The 24,550-nt window shown below is 70.6% G+C and carries 17 protein-coding genes; 9 read left to right on the top strand and 8 right to left on the bottom strand.

Annotation, left to right across the window (positions count from 1 at the left end; translation table 11 throughout):
- The first annotated feature begins 1 nt into the window (after position 1).
- Both hfq and hflX read left to right on the top strand, forming a co-directional pair.
- Entirely contained in the window at positions 2-235 is a 234-nt protein-coding gene (gene hfq, locus ACFFII_RS05725; RefSeq protein WP_020949330.1) for an RNA chaperone Hfq, read from the top strand.
- On the top strand, positions 236-1,654 hold the full coding sequence (hflX, locus tag ACFFII_RS05730; RefSeq protein ID WP_377697921.1) for a GTPase HflX: 1,419 nt from the start codon (positions 236-238) through the stop codon (positions 1,652-1,654). It abuts the gene before it with no gap.
- Between the two features lie 198 nt (positions 1,655-1,852).
- On the opposite strand, the gene ntrX is transcribed toward hflX, so the two are convergent.
- The 5 genes from ntrX to dusB form a co-directional block, all read right to left on the bottom strand.
- Positions 1,853-3,241, bottom strand: coding sequence for a nitrogen assimilation response regulator NtrX (gene ntrX, locus ACFFII_RS05735; RefSeq protein WP_377697922.1), 1,389 nt, complete (start codon positions 3,239-3,241; stop codon positions 1,853-1,855).
- The gene (locus ACFFII_RS05740) at positions 3,238-5,505 is read right to left on the bottom strand and encodes a sensor histidine kinase NtrY-like (protein ID WP_377697923.1); all 2,268 of its coding nucleotides are present in this window, start codon (positions 5,503-5,505) and stop codon (positions 3,238-3,240) included. Before ACFFII_RS05740 ends, ntrX begins: the two co-directional genes overlap by 4 nt.
- An 87-nt stretch (positions 5,506-5,592) precedes the next feature.
- Positions 5,593-6,972, bottom strand: coding sequence for a response regulator (locus ACFFII_RS05745; RefSeq protein ID WP_377697925.1), 1,380 nt, complete (start codon positions 6,970-6,972; stop codon positions 5,593-5,595).
- Positions 6,954-8,081, bottom strand: coding sequence for a two-component system sensor histidine kinase NtrB (locus ACFFII_RS05750; protein ID WP_377697926.1), 1,128 nt, complete (start codon positions 8,079-8,081; stop codon positions 6,954-6,956). Before ACFFII_RS05750 ends, ACFFII_RS05745 begins: the two co-directional genes overlap by 19 nt.
- On the bottom strand, positions 8,078-9,100 hold the full coding sequence (gene dusB, locus ACFFII_RS05755; RefSeq protein ID WP_377697927.1) for a tRNA dihydrouridine synthase DusB: 1,023 nt from the start codon (positions 9,098-9,100) through the stop codon (positions 8,078-8,080). The genes ACFFII_RS05750 and dusB overlap by 4 nt, the downstream gene beginning before the upstream one ends.
- Positions 9,101-9,300: 200 nt before the next feature.
- Between dusB and ACFFII_RS05760 the strand changes: the two genes are divergently transcribed.
- The 4 genes from ACFFII_RS05760 (at position 9,301) to ACFFII_RS05775 (ending at position 14,344) form a co-directional block, all read left to right on the top strand.
- Positions 9,301-10,683, top strand: coding sequence for an L-serine ammonia-lyase (locus ACFFII_RS05760; RefSeq protein WP_377697928.1), 1,383 nt, complete (start codon positions 9,301-9,303; stop codon positions 10,681-10,683).
- A gap of 109 nt (positions 10,684-10,792) precedes the next feature.
- On the top strand, positions 10,793-11,347 hold the full coding sequence (locus ACFFII_RS05765; protein WP_377697929.1) for a hypothetical protein: 555 nt from the start codon (positions 10,793-10,795) through the stop codon (positions 11,345-11,347).
- A 118-nt stretch (positions 11,348-11,465) separates the two neighbouring features.
- Positions 11,466-13,685: a YjbH domain-containing protein gene (locus tag ACFFII_RS05770; protein WP_377697930.1), complete on the top strand. Its 2,220-nt coding sequence runs from the start codon at positions 11,466-11,468 to the stop codon at positions 13,683-13,685.
- A complete protein-coding gene (locus tag ACFFII_RS05775) occupies positions 13,682-14,344 on the top strand; it encodes a YjbF family lipoprotein (protein WP_377697931.1) in 663 nt (220 codons plus the stop codon). The genes ACFFII_RS05770 and ACFFII_RS05775 overlap by 4 nt, the downstream gene beginning before the upstream one ends.
- A gap of 144 nt (positions 14,345-14,488) precedes the next feature.
- Here ACFFII_RS05775 and ACFFII_RS05780 read toward each other — a convergent pair whose 3' ends face one another.
- Together ACFFII_RS05780 and ACFFII_RS05785 are read right to left on the bottom strand one after the other, a co-directional pair.
- Positions 14,489-14,725, bottom strand: a complete 237-nt coding sequence (locus ACFFII_RS05780; RefSeq protein ID WP_377697932.1) for a hypothetical protein — start codon at positions 14,723-14,725, stop codon at positions 14,489-14,491.
- A 399-nt stretch (positions 14,726-15,124) separates the two neighbouring features.
- Positions 15,125-17,083, bottom strand: coding sequence for a pseudouridine synthase (locus ACFFII_RS05785; RefSeq protein ID WP_377697933.1), 1,959 nt, complete (start codon positions 17,081-17,083; stop codon positions 15,125-15,127).
- A gap of 117 nt (positions 17,084-17,200) precedes the next feature.
- On the opposite strand from ACFFII_RS05785, the gene ACFFII_RS05790 reads away from it, so the two are divergent.
- The 3 genes from ACFFII_RS05790 to ACFFII_RS05800 all read left to right on the top strand — a co-directional run bounded on the left by ACFFII_RS05790 (position 17,201) and on the right by ACFFII_RS05800 (position 23,972).
- The gene (locus ACFFII_RS05790) at positions 17,201-17,647 is read left to right on the top strand and encodes a nucleoside deaminase (protein WP_377697934.1); all 447 of its coding nucleotides are present in this window, start codon (positions 17,201-17,203) and stop codon (positions 17,645-17,647) included.
- Positions 17,648-17,716: 69 nt separating this feature from the next.
- Positions 17,717-21,145 (top strand): pyruvate carboxylase, encoded by a 3,429-nt coding sequence (gene pyc, locus ACFFII_RS05795; RefSeq protein WP_377697935.1) that lies wholly within the window; start codon positions 17,717-17,719, stop codon positions 21,143-21,145.
- Positions 21,146-21,326: 181 nt separating this feature from the next.
- The gene (locus ACFFII_RS05800; RefSeq protein ID WP_377697936.1) at positions 21,327-23,972 is read left to right on the top strand and encodes an OmpA family protein; all 2,646 of its coding nucleotides are present in this window, start codon (positions 21,327-21,329) and stop codon (positions 23,970-23,972) included.
- A gap of 83 nt (positions 23,973-24,055) precedes the next feature.
- Here the strand turns inward: ACFFII_RS05800 and ACFFII_RS05805 are convergent, their stop codons facing one another.
- Entirely contained in the window at positions 24,056-24,550 is a 495-nt protein-coding gene (locus ACFFII_RS05805; protein WP_377697937.1) for a hypothetical protein, read from the bottom strand.

Here is a 24,550-nt window from a genome sequence, read left to right on the forward strand (position 1 = left end):
CATGGCCGGCGACAAGCAGAACCTTCAGGACGCGTTTCTGAACCATGTCCGCAAGGCCAAGGTCCCGGTCACGATCTTTCTGATCAACGGCGTCAAGCTTCAGGGCGTCATCACCTGGTTCGACAACTTCTGCGTCCTGCTGCGGCGGGACGGACAATCGCAGCTGGTCTACAAGCACGCGATCTCGACGATCATGCCGGGCCAGCCCATCAGCCTGTACGAAGGCGAGGACTGAGTGGCCGAGGCCCATTCGACCGAAACGCGGCGCACGCCCGCCTTTGTCGTCCATCCCGACCTCGGGTCCCGCCGCGACCAGCGCCGTTCGCCCGATCTGGCGCTGGAGGAAGCTGTGGCCCTGGCCCGCGCCCTGCCCGCGATCGAGGTCGTGGGCAGCACGGTGGCCAAGCTGCGCAACCCTTCGCCGGGGATGCTGTTTTCCTCGGGCAAGCTCGAGGAACTGGCCGAGGCGATCCGCGAGGCGGAAGCCGAACTGGTCCTGATCGACGGGCCCGTGACCCCGGTCCAGCAGCGGAACCTGGAAAAGCACTGGGACGTGAAGATCCTGGACCGCACCGGGCTGATCCTTGAGATCTTCGCCGACCGCGCCCGGACGCGCGAAGGCGTGCTGCAGGTGGAACTGGCGGCGCTGTCCTACCAGCGCACGCGCCTTGTGCGCGCCTGGACCCACCTTGAACGCCAGCGCGGGGGCTTCGGCTTCGTCGGCGGCCCCGGCGAGACGCAGATCGAGGCCGACCGCCGCGCCATCGACGACCAGATGGTCCGCCTGCGCCGCCAACTGGAACGGGTGGTCCGCACCCGCACGCTGCATCGCGCGGCCCGCGCCAAGGTACCTTATCCGATCGTCGCGCTGGTGGGCTATACCAACGCGGGCAAGTCCACGCTGTTCAACCGCCTGACCGGGGCCGAGGTGCTGGCCAAGGACATGCTGTTCGCGACGCTCGACCCCACGATGCGGGCGATCCACCTGCCGTCCGCCGATGGCGAGGCGCGGGGCCGCCGGATCATCCTGTCCGACACGGTAGGCTTCATCTCGGACCTGCCCACGGAACTCGTCGCCGCCTTCCGCGCCACGCTGGAGGAGGTGCTGGAAGCTGACCTGATCCTGCATGTCCGCGACATCAGCCACCCGGAAACCGAGGAACAGGCGGGCGACGTCGGCGACATCCTCGACAGCCTGGGCGTGGACGAGGACGTGGCGCTGATCGAGGTCTGGAACAAGATCGACGCCCTGTCGGACGAGACCCGCGCCGCGCTACGCCGCACTGACGCCCGCCGCGCCAATGTCCAAGCCGTCAGCGCCCTGACAGGCGAGGGCCTGCCTGACCTGATCGCCGCCATAGACGCGCGCCTCGCCGAGGTGCTGGACGAGCCGCGCGAGTCGGGCTTGGTGTCGCTGACCCACGCCGAGGGCCGCCGCCGCGCCTGGCTGCACGAGGCAGGCGTGGTGGAACGCGAGGAACAGACCGAGGAAGGGGTGCGCCTCCACGTCCTCTGGACGCGCCGCCAGCGCACCGCCTTCGAGGCACTGGACGGCACCGACCGGCCGGACGCCGAGGAGGACGACGAGGACGACACCTCCTCCCGTCCCTCGCCGGGCGGCTGGGACCCCTTGGCGCGCGACGACCGCGAGTGAGAAGGCGTGGGGCGCTGCCTCTGGCTCGCCCCTGCCACTGGACCGTGACCGTGACCGTGAAGAACGACGCTTCGCGCCCATCCTCCTGTCCGACAGACTATTCACAGACAGAAGATCAAGGCGCTCTGGCCATCTTCTGTCCCCAAATATCCCCGCCGGAGGCGCCGGAGCGGTACAGCCCGCTCGGCGCCAGAGGCCCTATTTGGCCATCACCTCGTCCTCGACCCGCATCCCGCCCACGACCCCCAGCGACTTGAGCTTGCGGTGCAGGGCGCTGCGCTCCATGCCGACAAACTGGGCGGTGCGACTGATGTTGCCGCCGAAGCGGTTGATCTGCGCCAGCAGGTATTCCCGCTCAAACAGTTCGCGCGCCTCGCGCAGGGCCAGCGCCGTGATCTGCGGGCCCAGCGCCAGCGCCTCGCCGTTGTCCGGGGTCGCGCCCTGGGGCTCCAGTTCCGCAGGCTGGATCGGGCCGCTGCCCTCGCCCAGGATCAGGACGCGCTCGATCACGTTGCGCAGCTGGCGGATGTTGCCGGGCCAGCGCATCGCCTGCAGCGCGGCGATGGTCTCGTCCGGCAGGGCGCGCAGCGGCAGGGCCTGGCTCGCGTGGAACTGCTCGATGAAGTGGCGGGCAAGCTCGGCGATGTCCTCGCGCCGCTCGCCGAGGCTGGGGACCTGAACCGGCACGACGTTCAGCCGGTCGTAGAGTTCCTGCCGGAAACGGCCAGCGGCGATCTCGGAGCCCAGGTCGCGGTTGGTCGAGGAAATCACCCGCAGGTCCACGCGCACCCTGTCGGTGCCGCCCGCGCGGGTGAACTGCTGCTCGGTCAGCACCCGCAGGATCTTGGGCTGGGTGCCCAGCGGCATATCGGCTACCTCGTCGAAGTAGATGACACCGCCATGCGCCTGCTCCAGCAGGCCGGGCTCGACCCCGCGTTCGGAGGATTCCCGGCCGAACAGGACCTCCTCCATCCGCTCGGGCTCGATCGTGGCGCAGGGGACGGCGACAAAGGGGGCCTCGGCGCGGGGCGAATGGGCGTGGATGTAGCGCGCCGCCATCTCCTTGCCCGCGCCAGGCTCGCCGGTCAGCATCACGCGGCCGTTCGACTTGGCGACCTTGTCGAGGTTGTCGCGCAGCCGCCGGAACGAGGCGGAATGGCCCAGCATCTTGGCCGCCGCGACCTCGCGCCGGCGCAGCTGCATGTTCTCGCGGCGCAGGCGGCTGGTTTCCATCGCCCGCGTGATGACGACCATCAGCTGGTCGATGTTGAAGGGCTTCTCGATGAAGTCATAGGCACCCTGCTTGATCGCCGCGACCGCGATCTCGATGTTGCCGTGCCCCGAGATGATGACGACCGGCACCGAGGGGTTGTTGCGCCTGACCTGCTTGAGGATGTCGATTCCGTCCATCCGGCTGTCCTTGAGCCAGATGTCCAGGATCATCAGCGCCGGCTCCTCGGCGTTGATGGCGGCCAGCGCCTCGTCGGCATTGGCGGCGGTGCGGGTCTTGAAACCCTCGTCGCCCAGGATGTCGGCGATGAGTTCCCGGATGTCGCGCTCGTCGTCCACGATCAGAATGTCGCTCATGTACCTGTCGCCTCTTCGAGTTTATGTTTGCGCGAAGGGGCCAGCCGGACGGGCTGGCGTTCGCGGGGCAGTCTGACTTCGGCCATCGCGCCGCGGTGGCCGGTGGCGTCGGGAGGCGCGTCGGTCAGGACCAGCGAGCCGCCATGCTCCTCGACGATCTTCTTGACGATGGGCAGGCCCAGCCCCGTGCCGCCGCGCTTCAGCGTGACATAGGGCTCGAACAGCCGGGCGCGGTCCTCGGGCAGGCCCACGCCGTTGTCGCAGATGCGGATGGTGACCGCGTCGGGGCGCGCGTCCAGCACGACCTCGGCACGGGGCATCCAGTCGCCCGCCGGACGGTCGCGCAGGGCCTCGCCCGCGTTCTTCAGAAGGTTGGTGAAGACCTGACCCATCATGCCGGGGTCGCAGTCCACGATCACCGGCTCGTCGGGGATTTGCGCCGCGACGCCACCGGCGATTGCGTCCTTCTGCAGCACCACCGCCTCGCGCAGCAGGGCGGCGATGTCGGTCTCCGCGCGGTCGGGCTCGGGCATCCGGGCAAAGCGGCTGAACTCGTCCACGATCCGGCGCAGGTCGTTCGTCTGGCGGATGATGACGTCGGTGTATTGGGCCAGCGCCTCGCGGTCCTCGTCGGTGGCGGCCAGCTTGCCGAACTTGCGCCGGATGCGCTCGGCCGAAAGCTGGATCGGGGTCAGGGGGTTCTTGATCTCATGCGCCACCCGGCGCGCCACGTCGCCCCAGGCGGCCATGCGCTGGGCGGTCACAAGCTCGGTGACGTCGTCGAAGGCGATGACATAGCCCGCGACGGTTCCGTCCTCGGCCTGCCGCGCGGCCATGCGCACCAGCAGGCTTTCGATGCGCCCGTCGCGCTGCAGCCGCACCTCGTCCTGAACGCTGTCCGCGACAGACCCCTGCAGACGTGCGAACAGCGGCCCGAATTCGGGCACCACGTCCAGCAGCGGCATGTCGTCGGTCGCCGTGGGGTCCAGCCCCAGCAGCCGCAGCGCCGAGCGGTTGACGAAGTCGATCCGCCCGTCATGCCCCAGCCCGATCACCCCCGCCGTGACCGAGGTCAGCACGCTGTCGAAAAGCCGCCGCTGCTCGTCAGTGGCGCGATAGCTGTCCACCAGCTCGAGCCGCTGCTGCTTGAGCGCCTGGGTCATGCGGTTGAAGCTTTGGCCCAAGGTCTGGATCTCGTCGCCCGTGTCGGGTTCAGGCACCTGCACATCCAGGTTCCCCTCGCCGACCTGCTCCGAGGCGGCCGCCAGCCGTCCGATGGGGCGCGCCAGCCGTTCCGCGAACCACAGGCCCAGCCAGATTGCACCCGCCACCAGCAGCAGCGCGAAGCCGAGATACAGCAGCGAGAACTCGAACAGCACGCGGCTGCGGGTGCGTTCGAGCTGCTGGTATTCGCCAACCGTCGCGCGGGTGTCGTCCAGAAGGCCCAGAAGGTCGCCGTCCACGTCGCGGGTGACGTAAAGATAGCGGCCCGGCAAACGCTCCAGCCGGACCAGGGCGCGGAACTCGTTGTTCTGCCAGTCCTCGACCAGCAGCATGCCGTCGGCGTCCACGGCGCGGAACTGCGCGTCGTTCGGCTCTTCGTACCAGAAGCGGTAGCTGCGGTCGCCGCGCGCGCGGATCGCGCCGGTCGCGTCGATCACGTAAGCCTCGCGCAGGCCGCGCTGTATCAGCCCCTGCCCTTCGGTCAGCACGCTGCGGACGGTGCCGTCGTCCAGGAAGGGCGCGGCACGGGCGGCCTCGTCCAGAACGCGGGCGAGAAGCCGGGCGTCCTCGGTCAGGTCGCGGCGGTGTTCGTCCTGATAGGCCTCGGCCGCAGACAGCGAGGTCGCGACCACCTGCTGTACCCGGCCGGAAAACCAGCCTTCCAGACCGATGTTGACCGTCAGCCCCGCGAACAGCGCGACAAGCACGGTCGGAAACAGCGCCAGCGCGGTGAAGACGCCGACCAGCCGCATGTGCAGGCGCGATCCGGCGGCGGCGGACTTGCGGGCGGTCAGGATTGCGGCCATGCGCGCGCCGACCAGCCCTGTCAGCAGCAGGATGTAGATGAGGTCGGCTAGGAAGACGAGCCGCAGCCCCGTGCTGGCCGTCTGCTGGCTGAGCGGCCCCATGACCACATAGGTCGCGACCCCCAGCACCGGCCCCAGCACGGCCATGAACAGCATGGCCGCGTTGCGCACGCGCCGCTTCCGGCGCAGACGCGCCAGACGTTCCCAGGGTCGCGCCGCGATTGCGTGTGCCACCTTGACTGCCTCGCCCTCGGTCCGCCGCTGTTGTCGCGGCGTTCTTGTTGCACAGGCGTTACGTGACCCTGTGTCGCTGTGACCGTTTTACATCAGGCGGCGGCGGCGTGTCACCTCGATATTCAGGTCGTTCACTTTCTTGCGAAGCGTGTTCCGGTTGATCTGCAGAAGATCGGCGCAGCGCAGCTGGTTTCCGTTGCACGCGTCCAGCGCGATCTGGATCAGGGGACGCTCAACTTCGCGCAGCACACGGTCGTAAAGGCCGGGTGGGGGAAGCTGGTCGCCGTGCAGGTCGAAATAGCGCTGCAGGTGCTGCTCGACCGCCTCGGAGAGGGGACGCGAGGGGTCGATGCGCGGCGCACCCGCGCGAGGGGCGCTGGGCACAGGCAGGGCGGCAGCCACATCCTCGGCCTCGATCCGGGGACCGGGCGCGGTCAGGGCCAGGCGGCGCAGCAGGTTGTCCAATTCCCGCAGGTTGCCGGGGAAAGGATAGGCGCGCAGGGCGTCCAGCGCGGCGTCCGACAGGGTGGCCATGCCGCCCTGCCCCGCGGCGCGGTCCAGCATCAACCGCACCAGCGCTGGCAGGTCATCCAGCCGCGACCGCAGCGGCGGCACGGTCAGCACCATCCCGGCCAACCGGTAATACAGGTCGGGCCTCAGCTGCCCGCTGGCCGAATCCCCTTCGGGGTCGGGGCCGGTGGTCGCCACCAGGCGCGGCGCGCGGGCACGGTCGGGCCCGCTTTCGGCGGCCTCGATCAGGCTGGCCAGCCGGGCCTGCACCGCGGGCTCCATCCCCGCCGGGTCTTCCAGGATCAGCGTGCCGCCTTGGGCCTGCGCCAGCCGCGGCCCGAGCGTTTCGGGTGTTTCCGAGGCGCCCAGCCGCACCAGCGGCCCATCGCGGCGGTCGCCCAGGTCGTGCAGCGCCTGCGCCAGCGTGCTGCGGCCGGTCCCCGGCTCTCCGGCCACGATCACGGGCAGGTCGGTATTGACGATCCGCGCCACGCTGCGGAACAGCCCCTGCATGACGGGCGTATGGCCGATCAGGGACACGCCCTCAGGGACCACCGGCGCAGAGGCGGCGGCGGGCGCGGGCTCGCGCCGGATGCGGCGTTCCAGCCCGGCGCGGACGCGGCCCATCAGGTCGGGCAGGTCGAAGGGCTTGGGCAGGTAGTCGAAGACCGCCGCTTCCGTCGCCCGGATCGCCGTCACGATCGAGTTCTGCGCCGAGATCACGATCACCGGCAGGTCGGGCCGGGCGCGCGAGATGCCGGGAATCATGTCCAGCCCGTTGCCGTCGGGCATCATCACGTCCGTCACGACCAGATCGCCCGTCCCGTCCTCGACCCAGCGCATCAGCTGGCCCAGGCTGCCGGTCGCGTGGACGCGGCAGCCTGCCCGCGTCAGCGCCTGGGTCAGCACGGTGCGGATGGTGCGGTCGTCGTCCGCGATCAGTACGGTTCCGTCCATGGGGCAGCTCCTTTTCCTGCAAGCGGCAGGGATACGCGAAACAGGGTGCGGCCGGGGCGGCTGTCCACGCGGATCAGCCCCCCGTGCTCGGTCACGATCTTGCCGACCAGCGCGAGGCCCAGACCCGTGCCGTTCTCGCGTCCCGACACGAAGGGCTCGAAGATTTGGTCGGCGATGGCCTCGGGGATGCCGGGGCCGTTGTCCTCGACCTCGACCTGCAGGGCGAGCGGCGTGCCTTCGGGCCCGCGCACGTCACGGTCATAAGCGGTGCGCAGCCGGATCAGCGGCGGCCCGCGCGGATCGTCCGGGCCGCGCGGCTCGCGCGCCAAGGCTTCCGAGGCGTTGCGCAGCAGGTTCAGCACGACCTGCATGATCCGGCCCGGATCGACCAGCGCCGGCGGCAACGAGGGGTCATAGTCCGCGACGATCCGGGGCGCGGTCCCGCCCAGCGCCATGCTGCGGCGGGCGCGGTCCAGGATGTCGTGGATGTTCACCGGCCGAAGTTGCGGCAAGGTCGTGTCCCCGAACCGCTCGACCTCCTCCAGCAAGGCCACGATGCGGCGGCTTTCGGCGACGATCAGGTCGGTCAGTTCCCGGTCCTCGGGGCCGAGTCCCTCGGACAGAAGCTGCGCGGCGCCCCGGATGCCCGCCAGCGGGTTCTTGATCTCGTGGGCCAGCATCTCGGCCATGCCGATGGCGCTGCGGGCGGCGCGGCGGGGCGAGGCATCCACCTCGGCCTCGGGCTCGGGGCGGATCAGGGCGACCACGCCCCCGTCGGGCAAGGGGGCGAGGTCCAGCCCCGCGCGACGGGCGGTCCAGCGGCCCGCGCGGTCGCTGATCTCGAAGCGGACGCGGGGGTGCAGGACGGACTCGCCCGCCTGTGCCGCCTGCGCGATCAGTGGCCCGAGCTCGGGTTCGACCCGCAGGCGGGCGATCAGGGCGGGGTCGTCGGCGGAAAGTCCGGTCACGCCGCGTTCCGACAGGTTCAGCCATAGCTCGGCGGCCTCGTTCAGCCCGCTCCACCGTCCCTTGGCGTCGAAGGTGGCGACCGGCGCGGGCAGCGCGGCCAGCACGGCGCCGGGATCGGCGGGCAGGAAGGCACCAGTCATGCGGCCTGCGCCTTTTCGCCCGCGCCGGAAAAGACGGCGCGGATGGCGGCCAGCGCCGCCTCGGGCGTGGCGGCGGCCATCAGGGCGGCGCGGGCGGCGGTGAGGTCGGGAAGGTCCGCGGCCTCGGCATACCAGCCGAGGTGCTTGCGCGCGACGCGCATCCCCAGATCGCGGCCGTAATGCGACAGGATGTCGGCGTGATGTTCCGCCATCGCATCCGCCAGCGCCGCGCCCTGCGGCACCTGCGGGGCGGGCGCGCCGTGGTTGGCGGCGGCGATCTGCGCCAGCCGCCAGGGCGCGCCCTGCGCCCCGCGGCCGACCATCACCGCATCCGCCCCCGACAATTCGCGCGCACGGGTGGCCGAAGCCGCGTCCACCACGTCGCCATTGGCGACCAGCGGCACATCGGGCACCGCCTCGCGCACCGCGCGGATCGCGGCCCAGTCGGCCGAACCCGTATAGAACTGCGCCCGCGTCCGGCCGTGGACGGCGATCATCCGTATGCCTGCGTCCCGCGCCCGGCGCGCGAGGTCCGGCGCGTTCAGGCAGTCCGCGTCCCAGCCGAGACGCATCTTCAGCGTCACGGGCAGGTCGGGGACGGCGCCCACGACCGCCTCGATCAGGGACAGCGCCCGATCGGGCTCTCGCATCAGCGCCGCGCCCGACAGCCCGCCGGTCACCTTGCGCGCCGGGCAGCCCATGTTGATGTCGATGATGCCCGCGCCCATGTCGGCCACGATCCGCGCGGTTTCGGCCATCGGCCCCGGCTCTCGCCCGGCGATCTGCACGCTTACGGGGACGCCGTTTTCCTCCACCATCGCCTTGGCGCGGATAGCCGCGCGGGTGGACGGGCGCGGCGTCACCATCTCGGTCGAGGCGACCATTTCGCTGACCACCAGCCCCGCCCCGTGCCGCGCCACCGCGCGGCGGAACGGCAGGTCGGTGATCCCGGCCATCGGGGCCAGAAAGACCGGAGGGTCCAGCAGCGCATCGCCAAAGCGGATGGGGTTCGTCGTCATGGGCTCAGTTGACCTTGCAGCCGGGGATCGGAAAGGAGGCAGGCGGCATGACCTCGGGGCAAGGAACATCGCCGCAGAAAAACTGCCTCGCAGGCGTTCGATATGCACAAAATTCAGGCAGATTGCAAATGCGCGAGGGCTGGCGCGCGGGCGGCAGGACCCCTACCTTGCCCCGGGTTTCGCAAGGGGAAGGCGCTGCCATGTTCCTGTCGGTCTTCGATCTCTTCAAGGTGGGCGTCGGGCCGTCCTCGTCGCACACGATGGGGCCGATGGTCGCGGGCGCGCGCTTTCTCGATCTGCTGCGCGCCGCGCTCTTCCGCGCGCAGGGGCTGCGGGCCAGCCTGCACGGCAGCCTCGCCTTCACCGGCAAGGGCCATGCCACCGACCGGGCGACGATCCTGGGCCTTGCGGGCTTCACCCCCGAGACGATGGACCGCGAGGCCGCCGATGCCGCGCTGGAGCAGAACCGCCAGACGCGCCTGCTGCACCCCGAGGGCCTGGGGGACCTGCGCTTCGACCCGGAACGCGACCTGATCTTCGACTTCGACCGCCCCCTGCCCGGCCATGCCAACGGCATGATCCTGATGGCGACGGACGCACAGGGCGATGTGATCCTGCGTGAAACCTATTACTCAATCGGCGGCGGCTTCGTGCTGACGGAAGCAGAGCTGGAGGACCGTGCGTCCGACCGGCGCAGTGATGCGGCGTCGGCCGTGCCCTACCCCTTCTCGACCGCCGCGCAGATGCTGGAGATGGCGGCGCAATCGGGCCTGTCCATCGCGCAGATGAAGCTCGCGAACGAGCGCGTCTATCGCAGCGAGACGCAGATCCGCGACGGGCTCGCCCGCATCTGGCAGGTCATGCGCGACTGCATGGACCGGGGGCTCGCGGCAGAGGGCACGCTGCCCGGCGGGCTGAAGGTCCGCCGCCGTGCCGCCGCCATTCATCAGGCGCTGCTGGCCGAACGCGGGCAGAATCTGACCGCGCCCCATGTCATCAACGACTGGATGTCGGCCTATGCCATGGCCGTGAACGAGGAGAACGCGGCGGGCGGACAGGTCGTCACCGCGCCCACCAACGGGGCAGCCGGCGTCGTGCCCGCCGTGATCCGCTACTGGCTGGACCATGTGCCCGGCGCCTCCGAGCGCGACATCGGCACCTTCCTTCTGACCGCCTCGGCCATTGGCGGGCTGGTCAAGCACAATGCCTCGATCTCCGGGGCCGAGGCGGGGTGCCAGGCCGAGGTCGGCTCCGCCAGCGCCATGGCGGCGGCGGGGCTGGCAGCGGTCCTCGGCGGCACCCCCGAGCAGGTGGAGAACGCCGCCGAGATCGCGCTGGAACATCACCTGGGGATGACCTGCGATCCTGTCGCCGGGCTGGTGCAGGTGCCCTGCATCGAGCGGAACGGGCTTGGCGCGATCAAGGCGGTCAGCGCCGCCAGCCTGTCGCTTAGGGGCGACGGCAGGCATTTCGTGCCGCTGGACGCCGCTATCGAGACAATGCGCCAGACCGGACGCGACATGAGCGAGAAATACAAGGAAACCTCGCTGGGGGGCCTCGCCGTCAACGTTCCCAACTGCTGACGGCGAATCCGCGCCGCAGGCGGGACTTCGGCCACCGGGAATGCTTGTCACGAAGGGGCGCGCTGTCTAAGGCTGACAGCAAAAGAACGACCTGGGACAGGAAACTAACATGACGTTGCGCTTTGCCCTGCTGGCGCTGCCGCTCGCGCTGGCCGGATGCGACAGCCAGGCCATGCAGAACATGCAGAACCTGCGGATGCCCTGGGACAAGCCCGAGCCGGTGGCCGCCGCCCCGGCCACGCCGGCCGTTCCGACCATCCCCGAACCGACCGGCGCCTCGCCGACCGTCCAGCCGCTCGAGATCGAGGGCAAGACCGCCAAGGTCGCCACCGCCGACGCCGAAACGCTTGCCGTCACCGACCTGACCGCCGCGGGCGAGGGCTGGGCCGCCAGCGTCAAGGGCACCACCGCCCGCTTCGAGCCCGCGGGCGGGAAAGCGGCGAACATCACCGTGCGCCGCATCCCCTATTCGGGCGGCGTCGAATATATCGGCGTGCTGGGCGGCCAGCCCTTCGTGCTGCGGGTGAACGCGCAGGATTGCGGCGGCCAGCCGCTGACCGCGACCGTCCGCGCCAGCGGCAGGACCCTGCCGGGCTGCGCCGCCCCGGCCGCGGCCACAGCTACGGCCACGCCCGCGACCTCGGCCCGACCACCCAGGGCATGACGACGGCAGCGGGCGGCGACGCGGCCCGCGCCATGACGACCCGGCGCCGCGCCGCCACCGGCACAGGAAGACCCGACGGCCCTTGCGCCCCGGTTCCGCCCGCGAAAGGACAGTTCGCATGACGAAAGCCCGCCTGACCCCTCTGACCCGCCGCCTGCTGGCCACGGCGCTGCCGGTTGCGGCGGCGCTGGTTCCGGCCGGCGCGGGCTTCGCCGATCCCATGATCGGCACGGTGACGAACCGCTATGGCCTGCCCGGCGTGATCGACACCCCCACGGCCGAGATGATGCCCGACGCGACGCTGGGTGCGGTCCTGGGCTATACCGAACTGGGCAACAGCACCGGCCTCAGCTTCCAGATCCTGCCCCGCGTCACGGCCGTGCTGCGCTATGGCAAGTTCGACAGCACCGAGGAAGACCGCGGCTATGTCCGCGACCGGTCCTTCGACATCCGCGTGTCGCTGCTGGACGAATCCCCGGGCGGCTGGCGGCCCTCGGTCGCAGTGGGCCTGCAGGATGCGATCGGGACGGGCTTCTATGCCTCGGAATACGTGGTCGCGACCAAGACGCTGTCGCCGCGCCTGCGCGTCTCGGCGGGTCTTGGCTGGGGACGGCTGGCCAGTTCCGGCGGCATCGGTTCGCTGATCGACGACCGGGGGGCACCGGACGAGGAGGAAGGCGGCTCGCTGAACACCGACCAGTGGTTCCGGGGCGAGGCCGCGCCTTTCATCAACCTCCAGTGGAAGGCCACCGACAAGCTGACGCTGCTGGCCGAATATTCCGGCGACGACTACGCCTGCGAAACGGGCGATGCGGACAACTGCGCCCGCACCGCCTGGCTCAGCGACGAGGAGCCGCTGTCCAACAACGTCAACCTCGGTCTCAGCTACCAGATGGGGCCGAACTACCAGATCGGCGCCTATGTGCTGGGCGGCAAGCATTTCGGCATCCAGGCCAGCATGACGCTGAACCCGCGCCGCGCGCCCTTCCCTTCGGGGCTGGAAAAGGGCCCCGCGCCCGTGCGCCCGCGCGCAGCCGTGGCGGCGGACCCGGAGGGCTGGTCCGGCGCCTGGGCGCAGGACCCCACCGCGCAGCCCGCGATCCAGAAGGCCTTGGGCGACGCGCTGCGCAAGGAAGGCCAGACGCTCGAGTCCATGGTGCTGACCGCCACGCGCGCCGAGGTCCGCATCCGCAACAACCGCTACATCCAGCAGGCCGAGGCTGTGGGCCGCACCGCGCGGCTGATGACCCGCGCCCTGCCGCCCTCCGTGGAAACGCTTGTCGTAACCTCGGTCGAAGGCGGGATGCCCGTGTCCTCGGTCACCATGCGCCGGTCGGATGTCGAGCGGCTGGAGAACACCGAGGCCGGGCAGATCGCCAGCGTGGCCGCCCTGACCGACGCCGATCCGCGCCCCGCCGGCCTCGTCCGCAACCCCGAGGTGACGCCGCGCTTCCAGTGGGGTCTGCGTCCCTATCTTTCCACAGGCCTCTTCGACCCCGACGAGCCCTTCCGCTACGAAGTCGGCGCCGCCGTTTCGGCCAGCTACGAACTGGTGCCAGGCCTGACCCTGAAGGGCACTGTCCGCCAGCGCCTGTTCGGCAATGCCGAGCAGGAGGCGCCCGGCGACCTTTCGGTAGAGGAATACCTGGCCCTGTCCGACGAGCAGATCGCCGAGGACAACAACGGCGTCTACCGTGTCCGCTCGGACGGGCGGATGTATTCGGGCAACGACAAGCTGCGGGTGCCCGAACTGACGCTGAACTGGAACGCCCATCCGACGCAGACGGTTTATACCCGCGTGACGGTCGGCCTTCTCGAAAACATGTATGGCGGCGTCTCGGGCGAGGTGCTGTGGAAGCCCGTGAACTCGCGCCTGGCACTGGGGGCCGAGATCAACCGCGTCCGCAAGCGCGACTACGAGGACGCCTTCGAGTTCCTCGACTACGAGGTCACCACGGGCCACGTGTCCGCCTATTACGAATTCGGTGGCGGCTTCGTGGGCCAGCTGGACGTGGGCCGCTATCTGGCGGGAGACGACGGCGCGACCGTGACCCTGACGCGGGAATTCGCCAGCGGCTGGTCGGTCGGGGCCTATGCCACCAAGACCGACCTGTCGGCCGAGGAATATGGCGAGGGCTCGTTCGACAAGGGCATCGAGATCAAGATCCCGCTGGCCTGGGCGACGGGGATGCCGTCCAAGCGGACGGTGGGCGGCACGATCAGCTCGCTCAACCGCGACGGCGGGCGGCGGGTGCGTGTCGATGACCGGCTGTACGAAACAATCCGCGACAGCCATTCGACCAAGATGTATGACGGTTGGGGGAAATTCTGGCGATGAACAGGTCCATGCTGAAGCTGGTGTCCGCCCTGACCCTTGTGGCCCTGGCGGCGGGCTGTTCGGGCCGCAACGGCAACGACGAGGCCGAACCCTCGGCCTCGCCCTTCGGGATCGCGCGTGCGGCGCTGGGCCAGATCGTGACCGAGCGGCGCAGCCAGGGCACCCCCGCCCCCGCGCGCAGCCCCGACGAGATGGCCGCCGCGGCCCTGGCAGCCAATCCGGGCCCCCTGATCATGGTGGGGCTTGAACAGTCGGGCACCACCCAGGTGATGGCCATGACGGGCCAGAACGGGGGCATGCGGACCTACATGACCCCCAACGAGCAGGCCGTGATCATGCGCGGCTTCATGGTGACGGGGACGCGCGGGCTTGGCCGCGACCTGTCGGTCGCCGAGGCCGCGCCCTCGGCCGCGCTGGTCCAGGCGGGCCGCTCGGGGACCGCGAAGCGGGTGATGCGCTATTACAGCGGCGACGGTCTGGAACGGCCGATCGACTTCACCTGCCAGGTGGGTCCGGGCCCCAAGGCCGGCGTCATGGTCGAGAACTGCGAGGGCCACGGGCTGTCCTTCCAGAACAGCTACCTGCCCTCGGCGGGGGTGTCGCGGCAGTGGATCGGGCCGGGCCTAGGCTATGCGACCATCCAGGTGCTGCGAAACTGACCGGCGCTGGATCTCGAACTGTGGAAAGGCCTGCCGTCCGGCAGGCCTTTTTCCTTTCGGACGTCTGGTCGCCCCTTCCGGGGTGCTGCAACGAAAAGGGGCCAGTCCGAAGACTGGCCCCTGATCGGTACCGATCCGGAAAGATCAGTTGGTGGTGCCGGCGTCGTCGTCATCATCGTCATCGTCGTCCGAAGCGACGGCAGCGATGACGCCCAGCAGCAGCAGGGCGGGGACGACGAGACCGGCGTTGGTCGACGCCGGACGAGTGTCGACGACGACGGGCTCGACGTCGACGACCGGGGCGACGTAGCCGCCGGCGAGAGCCGACGAAGCCGACAGGCCAAGGGCCGCGGCGAAGGTAGCGAATTTGGTCATGATCATGCTCCGTACTCTTTTGAAGTCTGCCGGTTTCCCGACAGCATCGAGGCGACAGTTACACAAAGGCCCGATATTGAAAAGCGGCTAACGGCCGGTTTCGCTGCGGGTCAGCGGGTACTGTTGCTTTTTGGCCAACACCCGCTTTCGCCCCTGGTTCCTCGCTGCGCGGACAGCCCCGGAAGGCTGTGGCGCATCTGCATCAATATTGCCTTTGCAGGCAGAAAACCGCGCATTTTCCAATTGTTCCGGAAAGGCAGGGAACCAAGTGCGAACCAATAGAAACGGATCACTGGGCTTGGCGACTCCGGCAAAGGCAATTCAACGACAAGGCGAATCATCGCCCTGCCGAAAAGGCGCGACCCGTGGTCCTGAACGGGTCGCGCCAACGGTCCGAAGACCCTCTCAACCCCGGTCGGGGCTGCGCGGGCCCTTGGGCCGGCCATCGGGCTTGCCTCCCGGCCCGCGCCCGGTCGGCGCACCGCCCCGAGGCTTGCCCGGTCCCGCACCGCCCTGCCGGGGGCGGCCGCCTTGTGCCGGTCCGCCGGGACGGGAACCACGCTCGGCCCGGTCGGGGCGCCCACCTTCACCCTGCGGACGGTCGGGGCGCGGGCCGCGCGGCTTGCGCGCGAAGCCCTCGTCGTCGCCGCGCCGGGGACCGCGCGGGGCCCCTTCACGCGGCGGCCGCGCCGGGCGGTCGTTGTCGCGCTGCTCGCGCGGGGCCCAGGGCTTGCGCTCGCCGCGCGGGCCGCCCTCGCTGCGCGCACGATCAGGACGCTGTCCCGCGCCCTCGGCGCGCGGACCACGGGGGCGGTTTTCCCCCTCGGTGCGCCGGCCGGGGCCCTTCCGCTCGAACCCGCCCTCGGCCGGACGGGGGCCGCGCTCGCGGTCACCGAAACGTCCGCCCTCGGCACGGCCGGGCCCCGCAGGCTTGCGGTCGAACCCGCCGGTCCTGGGGCCACGCTCATATCCCCCTTCGCGCGGCTTGCGGTCGAAGTCGCCCCCCTCGCGGCGCGGCTTGCGCTCGAAGCCCTCGCCCCGTGGAGGCCGAGCCTCGCCCGAACGGGCGGCCCAGGGCTTGCGATCCGCCCCTTCGCCCTCGCGCCGGGGCGCCCTCGGCTTGCGCTCGGCATTGTCGCCCTGGGGCCGCGGGGACCAAGACCGGCGCTCACCACCCTCGCTGTCGCGGCGTGGCGTGCGGGGCTTGCGTTCGGCACCCTCGGGCCGCGAGGACCAAGGCTTGCGGTCACCGCCCTCGGCGTCACGGCGCGGGGCGCGCGGCTTGCGTTCGCCCATATCGCCCTCGCGGCGCGGCCCTCGCGGAGCATCCGGGCGGCCGCGGCCTGCGGCGCGCGGCGCCTCGTCCGTCTCGCCGGTCAGCAGCCCGCCCAGCTGGTCGCGCAGCACGCGGCGCTTGACCTCGCGGACCTCGTTCTCCTCCATCCCCGTCAGCTTGAAGGGGCCGTAGCCGATGCGGATCAGCCGGTTAACGATCAGCCCGACATGGGCCATCGCGCGGCGGATCTCGCGGTTCTTGCCCTCGCGGATGCCCACCGTCAGCCAGGCATTCGCGCCCTGCTGGCTGTCGAGCTTGATCTCCATCGGCGCGAACTCCTCGCCCTCGATGGTGGCGCCGCGGCGCAGGGGATCGAAGGTCAGGTCGTTGGGCTGCCCGTTCACCCGCACGCGATAGCGGCGCAACCAGCCGGTCGAGGGCAGTTCCAGCCGCCGCTTCAGCTCTCCGTCATTGGTCAGCAGCAGCAGTCCTTCCGAGTTGAGATCGAGCCGCCCCACGCTCATCACCCGCGGCAACTCGCGCGGCAGGGCGTCGAAAACCGTCTGGCGGCCCTTCTCGTCCGATTCCGAGGTCACAAGGCCGACCGGCTTGTAATAGAGCCACAGCCGGGTTTCCTGCGCGGCCTCCATCGGCTTGCCGTCCACCGTCACCTTGTCGGCGGGCAGCACGTCCAGCGCCGGGCTGGAGATCTTTTTTCCATTCACGGTGACGCGGCCTTCCACGATCATCCGCTCGGCCTCGCGGCGGCTGGCCACGCCCGCGCGGGCCATGACCTTGGCGATGCGCTCGCCACCCGAGGACTGCGCAGGCGCGGAGTTCTTCGCCGCGCCAGCTTTCGCGGGCTCGTCGTCGTCGTCGTCGTCGTCGTCGTCGTCGTCGTCGTCGTCGTCGTCGTCGTCGTCGTCGTCGTCGTCGTCGTCGTCGTCGTCGTCGTCGTCGTCGTCGAGAGGCTCGTCCGCCTTGTCCTCGGCGGCAAGCTCGATCTCGTCGGCGTCCTCCTGCTCGGCGACCTCGACGGGCGGCAGGGTTTCGTCGTCTTCGTTGCGGGGGGTGTCAGCGTCGGTCATGGCGATCTCCTGCGCATCGCTGCGGTGGTGTGGCGACAAGGCGCCGCGTCTAGACCCAACGCTGCTCGGGCGAAAGCGGTTCTTGCGCCCGGCCCCGCGTCACGGCATCCCCGCCCCATGTTCCGCAGCCACATGGATGCCGCCCTGGCGCAAGCCCGCGCCGCCGCCGACCGGGGCGAGGTGCCCGTGGGTGCCGTCCTGACCGACCCTTCAGGCCGCGTCGTTGCCGCCGCCGGCAATCGCACGCGCGAGCTGTCCGACCCCACGGCGCATGCCGAGATCCTCGCCATCCGCGCGGCCTGCGCCGCAGCCGGGTCCGAGCGCCTGCCGGGCCACCGGCTGTGGGTCACGCTGGAACCCTGCCCGATGTGCGCGGCCGCGATTTCCGCCGCGCGGATCGCCGTGCTGTACTACGGCGCCCCCGACCCGCGCATGGGGGGCGTGGCGCATGGGGCGCGGGTCTTTGACCATCCCCAGTGCCATCACCGACCCGAAGTCTACGAGGACATCGCCGCCGAGCCCGCGGCCGAGCTTCTGCGCCGCTTCTTCGCCGCGCGGCGCTGAGCCCATCGTCGCGCTTGCGCTCGGCTCCGGCCTGCTGAAAGGTTCGCCCCAAATCCTCCGGGGGAACATATGTTCAACAAGATCCTTGTGGCGAACCGTGGCGAAATCGCGATTCGCGTGCTGCGGGCGGCTAACGAACTCGGCAAACGGACGGTCGCCGTCTATGCCGAGGAGGACAAGCTGAGCCTCCACCGCTTCAAGGCGGACGAGGCCTATCGCATCGGCGAGGGGCTGGGCCCGGTCGCGGCCTATCTGTCGATCCCGGAAATCATCCGGGTGGCCAAGGCCTCGGGCGCGGATGCGATCCATCCGGGCTATGGGCTGTTGTCGGAAAACCCCGATTTCGTGGACGCCTGCACCGCCGCCGGCATCGCCTTCATCGGCCCGACGGCCGAGACGATGCGGGCACTGGGGGACAAGGCCTCGGCCCGTCGTGTGGCGATTCAGGCGGGCGTGCCGGTGATCCCCGCGACCGAGGTCTTGGGCGACGACATGGCCGAGGTGGCGCGGCAGGCGGAAGAAATCGGCTATCCGCTTATGCTGAAGGCGTCGTGGGGCGGCGGCGGCCGGGGGATGCGGCCGATCCAGTCGGCGGCCGAACTGGCCGAAAAGGTCCGCGAGGGCCGGCGCGAGGCCGAGGCCGCCTTCGGCAACGGCGAGGGCTATCTGGAAAAGATGATCCTGCGCGCCCGCCACGTCGAGGTGCAGTTGCTCGGCGACAGCCACGGCGGGCTTTACCACCTGTATGAGCGCGACTGCACCGTGCAGCGCCGCAACCAGAAGGTCGTCGAGCGCGCACCCGCCCCCTACCTGACCGAGGACCAGCGGGCCGAGGTCTGCGGGCTGGCGCTGAAGATCGGGCAGGCCGTCGGCTACCGCAACGCGGGCACGGTCGAGTTCCTGATGGATATGGACTCGCAGCAGTTCTACTTCATCGAGGTGAACCCCCGCGTCCAGGTCGAGCATACGGTGACCGAGGAGGTCACGGGCATCGACATCGTGCAGGCCCAGATCCGCATCGCCGAAGGCGCGACGCTGGCCGAGGCGACCGGCCACGCCTCGCAGGCGGACGTGACGCTCTCGGGCCATGCGATCCAGTGCCGCGTGACGACCGAGGACCCGCAGAACAACTTCATCCCCGACTATGGCCGCATCACCGCCTATCGCTCGGCCACCGGCAACGGCATCCGTCTGGACGGCGGCACGGCCTATGCGGGCGCGGTCATCACCCGCTACTACGATTCGCTGCTGGTGAAGGTCACCGCCTGGGCGCAGACGCCCGAGGCCGCGATCCGCCGCATGGACCGGGCTCTGCGCGAGTTCCGGGTGCGGGGCGTTTCGACCAACATCGACTTCGTCATCAACCTTCTGAAGCATCCGGTCTTCCTGTCGGACCAGGCGACGACCAAGTTCATCGACACGACGCCCGAGCTGTTCGACTTCTCGCCCCGGCAGGACCGGGCGACGAAGATCCTGACCTACCTCGCCGACATCAGCGTGAACGGGCATCCCGAGACCAAGGGCCGCCCGCGCCCCGCCGAGGCGAAGCTGCCCGTCCCCCCTGCCCCGCGGCAGGAGCCGCCCGAGGGCACGCGGCAGCTCCTCGACCGCGAGGGGCCGCAGGGCGTGGTGGACTGGCTGTCCCGCCAGCAGCGGCTTCTGCTGAGCGACACCACCATGCGCGACGGGCACCAGTCGCTGCTGGCGACGCGGATGCGGTCCATCGACATGATCCGGGTGGCGCCGACATACGCGGCGAACCTGCCGGGGCTCTTCTCGGTCGAATGCTGGGGCGGGGCGACCTTCGACGTGGCCTACCGCTTCCTGCAGGAATGCCCCTGGCAGCGGCTGCGCGACATCCGGGCGGCCATGCCCAACATCATGACGCAGATGCTGCTGCGCGCCAGTAACGGCGTAGGCTACACCAACTATCCCGACAACGTGGTGCAGAGCTTCGTGGCCCAGGCCGCGAAATCCGGCGTGGACGTCTTCCGCGTCTTCGACTCGCTCAACTGGGTCGAGAACATGCGCGTGGCGATGGATGCCGTGGTGGATTCGGGCAAGCTCTGCGAGGCCGCGATCTGTTATACCGGCGACCTCATGGACCCCGAGCGGTCCAAGTATGACCTTGGCTATTACGTCGACATGGGGCGGCAGCTGCGGGACGCCGGCGCCCATGTGCTCGGCGTCAAGGACATGGCGGGGCTCTTGAAGCCCGCCGCCGCGCGCGTGCTGTTCAAGGCGCTGCACGAGGACGTCGGCCTGCCCATCCACTTCCACACCCATGACACCAGCGGCATCGCGGGGGCCACGGTGCTGGCGGCGGCCGAATCGGGCGTGGCGATCGTGGATGCGGCGATGGACGCCTTTTCCGGCGGCACCTCGCAGCCCTGCCTCGGGTCCATCGTCGAGGCGCTGGACGGGACCGAGCGCGACACCGGTCTGGATATCGGCGCGATCCGCGAAATCTCGAACTACTGGGAACGGGTGCGCGACCAGTATTGCGCCTTCGAGGCGGGCGGCCGCGCCCCGGCGTCGGAGGTCTACCTGCACGAAATGCCGGGCGGGCAGTTCACCAACCTCAAGGCGCAGGCGCGCTCGCTGGGGCTCGAGGACCGCTGGCACCAGGTGGCCGAGACCTATGCCGAGGTGAACCGGATGTTCGGCGACATCGTCAAGGTCACGCCCTCGTCCAAGGTCGTGGGCGACATGGCGCTGATGATGGTGGCCCAAGGGCTGACGCGGGCGCAGGTCGAGGACCCCGCCGTCGAGGTCGCCTTCCCCGATTCGGTCGTGGACATGATGCGCGGCAACCTCGGCCAGCCCCCCGGCGGCTGGCCCGAGGCGCTGCAAAGGAAGGTCCTGAAGGGCGAGACCCCCATCACCGAGCGGCCCGGCGCCCTGATGGCGCCCGTGGACCTGCAAGCCGCCCGCGCCGAGGTGCAGGCGAAGCTGGACACGGACCTCGACGACGAGGACTTCAACGGCTGGCTGATGTATCCCAAGGTCTTCAGCGACTACGCGGAACGGCACAAGGTCTATGGCCCTGTCCGGACCCTGCCCACCCCCGCCTTCTTCTACGGGATGGAGCCGGGCGAGGAGATCAGCGTCGAGATCGACCCCGGCAAGACACTGGAGATCCGCCTGCAGACCATCGGCGACACCGACGACGCGGGCGAGGTGCGGGTGTTCTTCGAACTGAACGGCCAGCCCCGCACCGTGCGCGTGCCGAACCGTGGCGCCAAGGGGTTGACCGCCGCCCGGCCCAAGGCGGACGGGGCGAACCCCGGCCATCTCGGCGCGCCGATGCCGGGTGTGGTGGCGACGGTGGCCGCTCAGGCGGGGGCGAAGGTGCGCGCGGGCGACCTGCTGCTGACCATCGAGGCGATGAAGATGGAGACCGGCATCCACGCCGACCGCGAGGCCACCGTGAAGGCCGTCCATGTGGCGCCGGGACAGCAGATCGACGCCAAGGACCTGCTGGTCGAGCTGGAGTGACAGAGGCCGCGCCGCCCCGGGGCGGCGCGCCCGATCACGCCGTTTTCACAAGGCTTTGGCCGCCTTCACGCAGGCGTGGGGGGAACGCGGCGGGGATTTGGTGGTTCATTCCCGGACAGCCCGCCTCTTGCGGGCCGGAACTGCGCGGCGCCCTTGCCGCGCCTCGGGACATGGAGCCGCAATGCCTCGCACCTTTTTCCGCAATTCCACCGCGCTTGCCTTGGGCCTCGGCCTTGCCCTGCCGCATGCAAGCGGGGCACAGGCCCTGCCTGCCCCCGACGCCGCCCGGATCGCCCAGGCGCGGTCAGGCAACATGCCGGAACTGGCCCGGATGCTGGACGAGGAAATCCGCGCGGGCCTGAAGGCGGACGACCTGAACTGCCTGATGAACGCGCCGAAGCCCTGCCCCGAGGGCTCGCCCCTGTTCACGCCCAAGGGCATCGCCGTGCAGATGGTCGAGGACGGCAGCTTCGTCCTTGCGCCCGCGCCGCAGCAGGTGAAGCGCGTGGACGGCGAAGGCAGGCTGGTGCCGGCGGATGGCAAGCTTTACGGCGCGCCGAGGTCCGAGGCCGACCTGCCCGCCCCCGTGCGGGTGGCGCAGGCGGACGGGGCGACGGCGACCGACGCCGTGCCGCTGCCTGACGCTGCGGCTGAAGATAACGCAAGCGCCGATGCAGCGGCGGCCGATGCAGCGGCGGCCGATGCAGCGGCTGCCGCCGCCGCGGCCGAAGCGGATGCACCGGTCATGGCCGAAGAGCCGGCCGCCGAAGCGCCCGCCCCCGAACCCGTGGCAGAGGCCGCGCCGGAGCCCGAACCCGAGGCTGCTGCGCCGGCGGAAGCTCCGGCAGCGGCGGAAGAGCCTGCAGCCGGTGCCGAAGAGCCGGCCGTCGAAGCTGCCGCCCCCGAGGACACGGCGGAAGCCTCTGCAGCGGCACCCGAACCTGCCGAGGCACCGGTCGTGGAGGCAGAGCCCGCTGCCGAGCCGCCCGCGCAGGCGGCCGAAGCCGAACCTGAGGACAGGGCCGAAGCACAGCCGGAGGCCGCACCCAAACCCGCCGAAGCGCCGGTCGTCGCGGCCGAGCCTGCCGCCGAGACGCCTGCACAGGCAGCCGAAGAAGCTGCGGCGTCCCCCGAGGCGCCGACGCCTGCCCCGCAGGCACAGGCCGCCCCAGAGACAAGCGAGCCCGCCGCGGCGGCCGAAGCTCCGGCCGCTGCAGATGCGCCGTCCGAGGCCGACCTGGCCCGCGCGCTGGCCGAACGCAGCGAAGGCGAGGCCAGCACCGACGCGGCCCCTGCCGCGGAAAGCGGCGCGGCGGCTTCGGCGGCAAGTGCCGACAGGGACGCAGGCGCAGCACCTGCGACCGAGGCGACCAGCCCGGCCGAGGCAACCGGACAGGCTGCAGCGGAAAGCGCCGCCACCGGAGGCACCGCCACGGCCCCGATCGTCGAGGGCACCGTTTCGGAAGGATCGGCCCCTGCGGCTGAAGCGGCGGCCGGAGCCGCCGCGACGGCTGCCCCAGCGGCAGAAGACGCAGCCCCGGTCGTCACGGAAGGCGCGGCAGCGACGCCGACCGCCCCCACCGACGAGGAGCTTGCCGCCGCCCTCGCCGGCGCGCGCGAGGTTCCCGAGGCCGAGGCACGCCCGACCGACGCCGCCCGCGAGGCCGCCGCGGCGGCAGCCGCCCCGGCCGCCGCCGCGCTGGCCGAGACGGCCGCGCCGGTCACGACCTCGGACACGCGGCAGGTGACCGAGGAAACCTCGCGCAGCGCGACCGAGGACTTCCTGACCGACGTGCGCGGGGCGCTGCGCCAGGGCGACATCCCCGTGGTGGGGGGCACGCAGGGCGCGACCGCCCCGGTGGTCGTCGGCGCGGACGGACAGCCCGTCACAACGGACGATGCGCAGGCAGAGGCGCGCGACAGTGACGATGACCGCAGCAACCTGGAAAACGTGCTGCGCCAGGCGGTGCTGCCGGCGCTTGCCGGGCTTGCCGTGGGGCAGCTTCTGTCGAACAACCGCCAGGTGGAACTCAACACCGGGGACCGCGTCGTCGTGACCCGGCCCGATGGCAGCCAGGAGATCATCAAGGACGACAACGCCCTGCTGCTGCGTCCCGGCTCGACCGTGCAGACCGAGGAATATGCCGACGGCTCGACCCGGACCATTGTCACGCGCGAGGACGGCAGCCAGGTCGTAACGATCCGCGACGCCGACCTGCGCGTGCTGCGCCGGACGCTGGTGCAGCCGAACGGCACCACCACCGCGCTGATCGACGAAACGGCGCAGGTCGCGCCCGTGGACGTGGCAAGCCTGCCCCCGCCCGCGCGACCGGTCGTGGTCGCCCCCGGCCAGCAGCTGTCCGAGGATGCCCTGCGCGAGGCGCTGCGGCGCGAAACGCAGGTGGACCGGACCTTCACCTTGGGCCAGATCCGCAACATCCCCGAGGTGCGCGCCCTGGTCGCCCCCGTGGACATCCAGGCGATCACCTTCGATACCGGTTCGGCCGCGATCAAGCCGGACCAGGCGCAGGCGCTGGCCTCGCTGGGGCGCGTGATTGCGGACAGCGTGCGGCAGAACCCCTCGGAAATCTATCTGATCGAGGGGCACACCGACACGGTGGGCGCGGATGCCATGAACCTGGCGTTGTCGGACCGCCGGGCCGAGTCGGTCGCCTTGGCCCTGACCGAATTCTTCGGCGTGCCGCCGGAAAACATGGTGGTGCAGGGTTATGGCGAGCAGTTCCTGAAGGTGCCGCAGGAAGGCGACATCCGCGCCAACCGCCGCGCCTCGGTGCGCCGGATCACCGACCTGCTGGCACGGAGCTGAGGGAGAGGCAGTTCTGGCTCCGCACCCTTGGATACTTGGATCAGACGAAAAGACCGGGGGTTTCCCGGTCTTTTCCCTTTGCGTCAGTCCTTCCGCTGCCAGACGATCCGGAAGGCGTCGTTCGCCGCCAGCGCCGCCGCGGCCGCGCGCAGGTCGAAGCCCGGCAGGGCCGCGAAGGCGTCGGCCAAGGCGGCCGCGCCCGCCGCCTCGACCGGGATCAGCAGCGCCTCGCCCGCTTGCGTCCGCAGCCGCCAATGGGCGTGGCCTTCCAACCGGATCAGGCGGATCTGGGACAGGTCGCGCAGCGCGATCTCTCCGCCCAGGGCGCGCGCGCCGTAGTAGCGGATCGCGCCCTCCTCGACCTCGACCAGCCCCGGCGCGCCGACAGGGGCGGCAAAGCGGCGACGGCGCCAGGCGCCCAGTCCCCAGAGGACGGCGAAGGCGAGGATCGCCCCGCCCAGCGGCCGGAAGAACAACCCGCCCTGCGCAAAGACCCGGAGGCCGAAGGCGCCGGTCAGCGCGGCGGCCCCCAATTCGCGCCAGGGCTTGAAGCGGGCGACCAGCTCGGGGCGGATCAC

Origin of the sequence: Paracoccus niistensis (assembly GCF_042432925.1) — a bacterium.
GTDB classification, from domain to species: Bacteria; Pseudomonadota; Alphaproteobacteria; order Rhodobacterales; family Rhodobacteraceae; genus Paracoccus; species Paracoccus niistensis.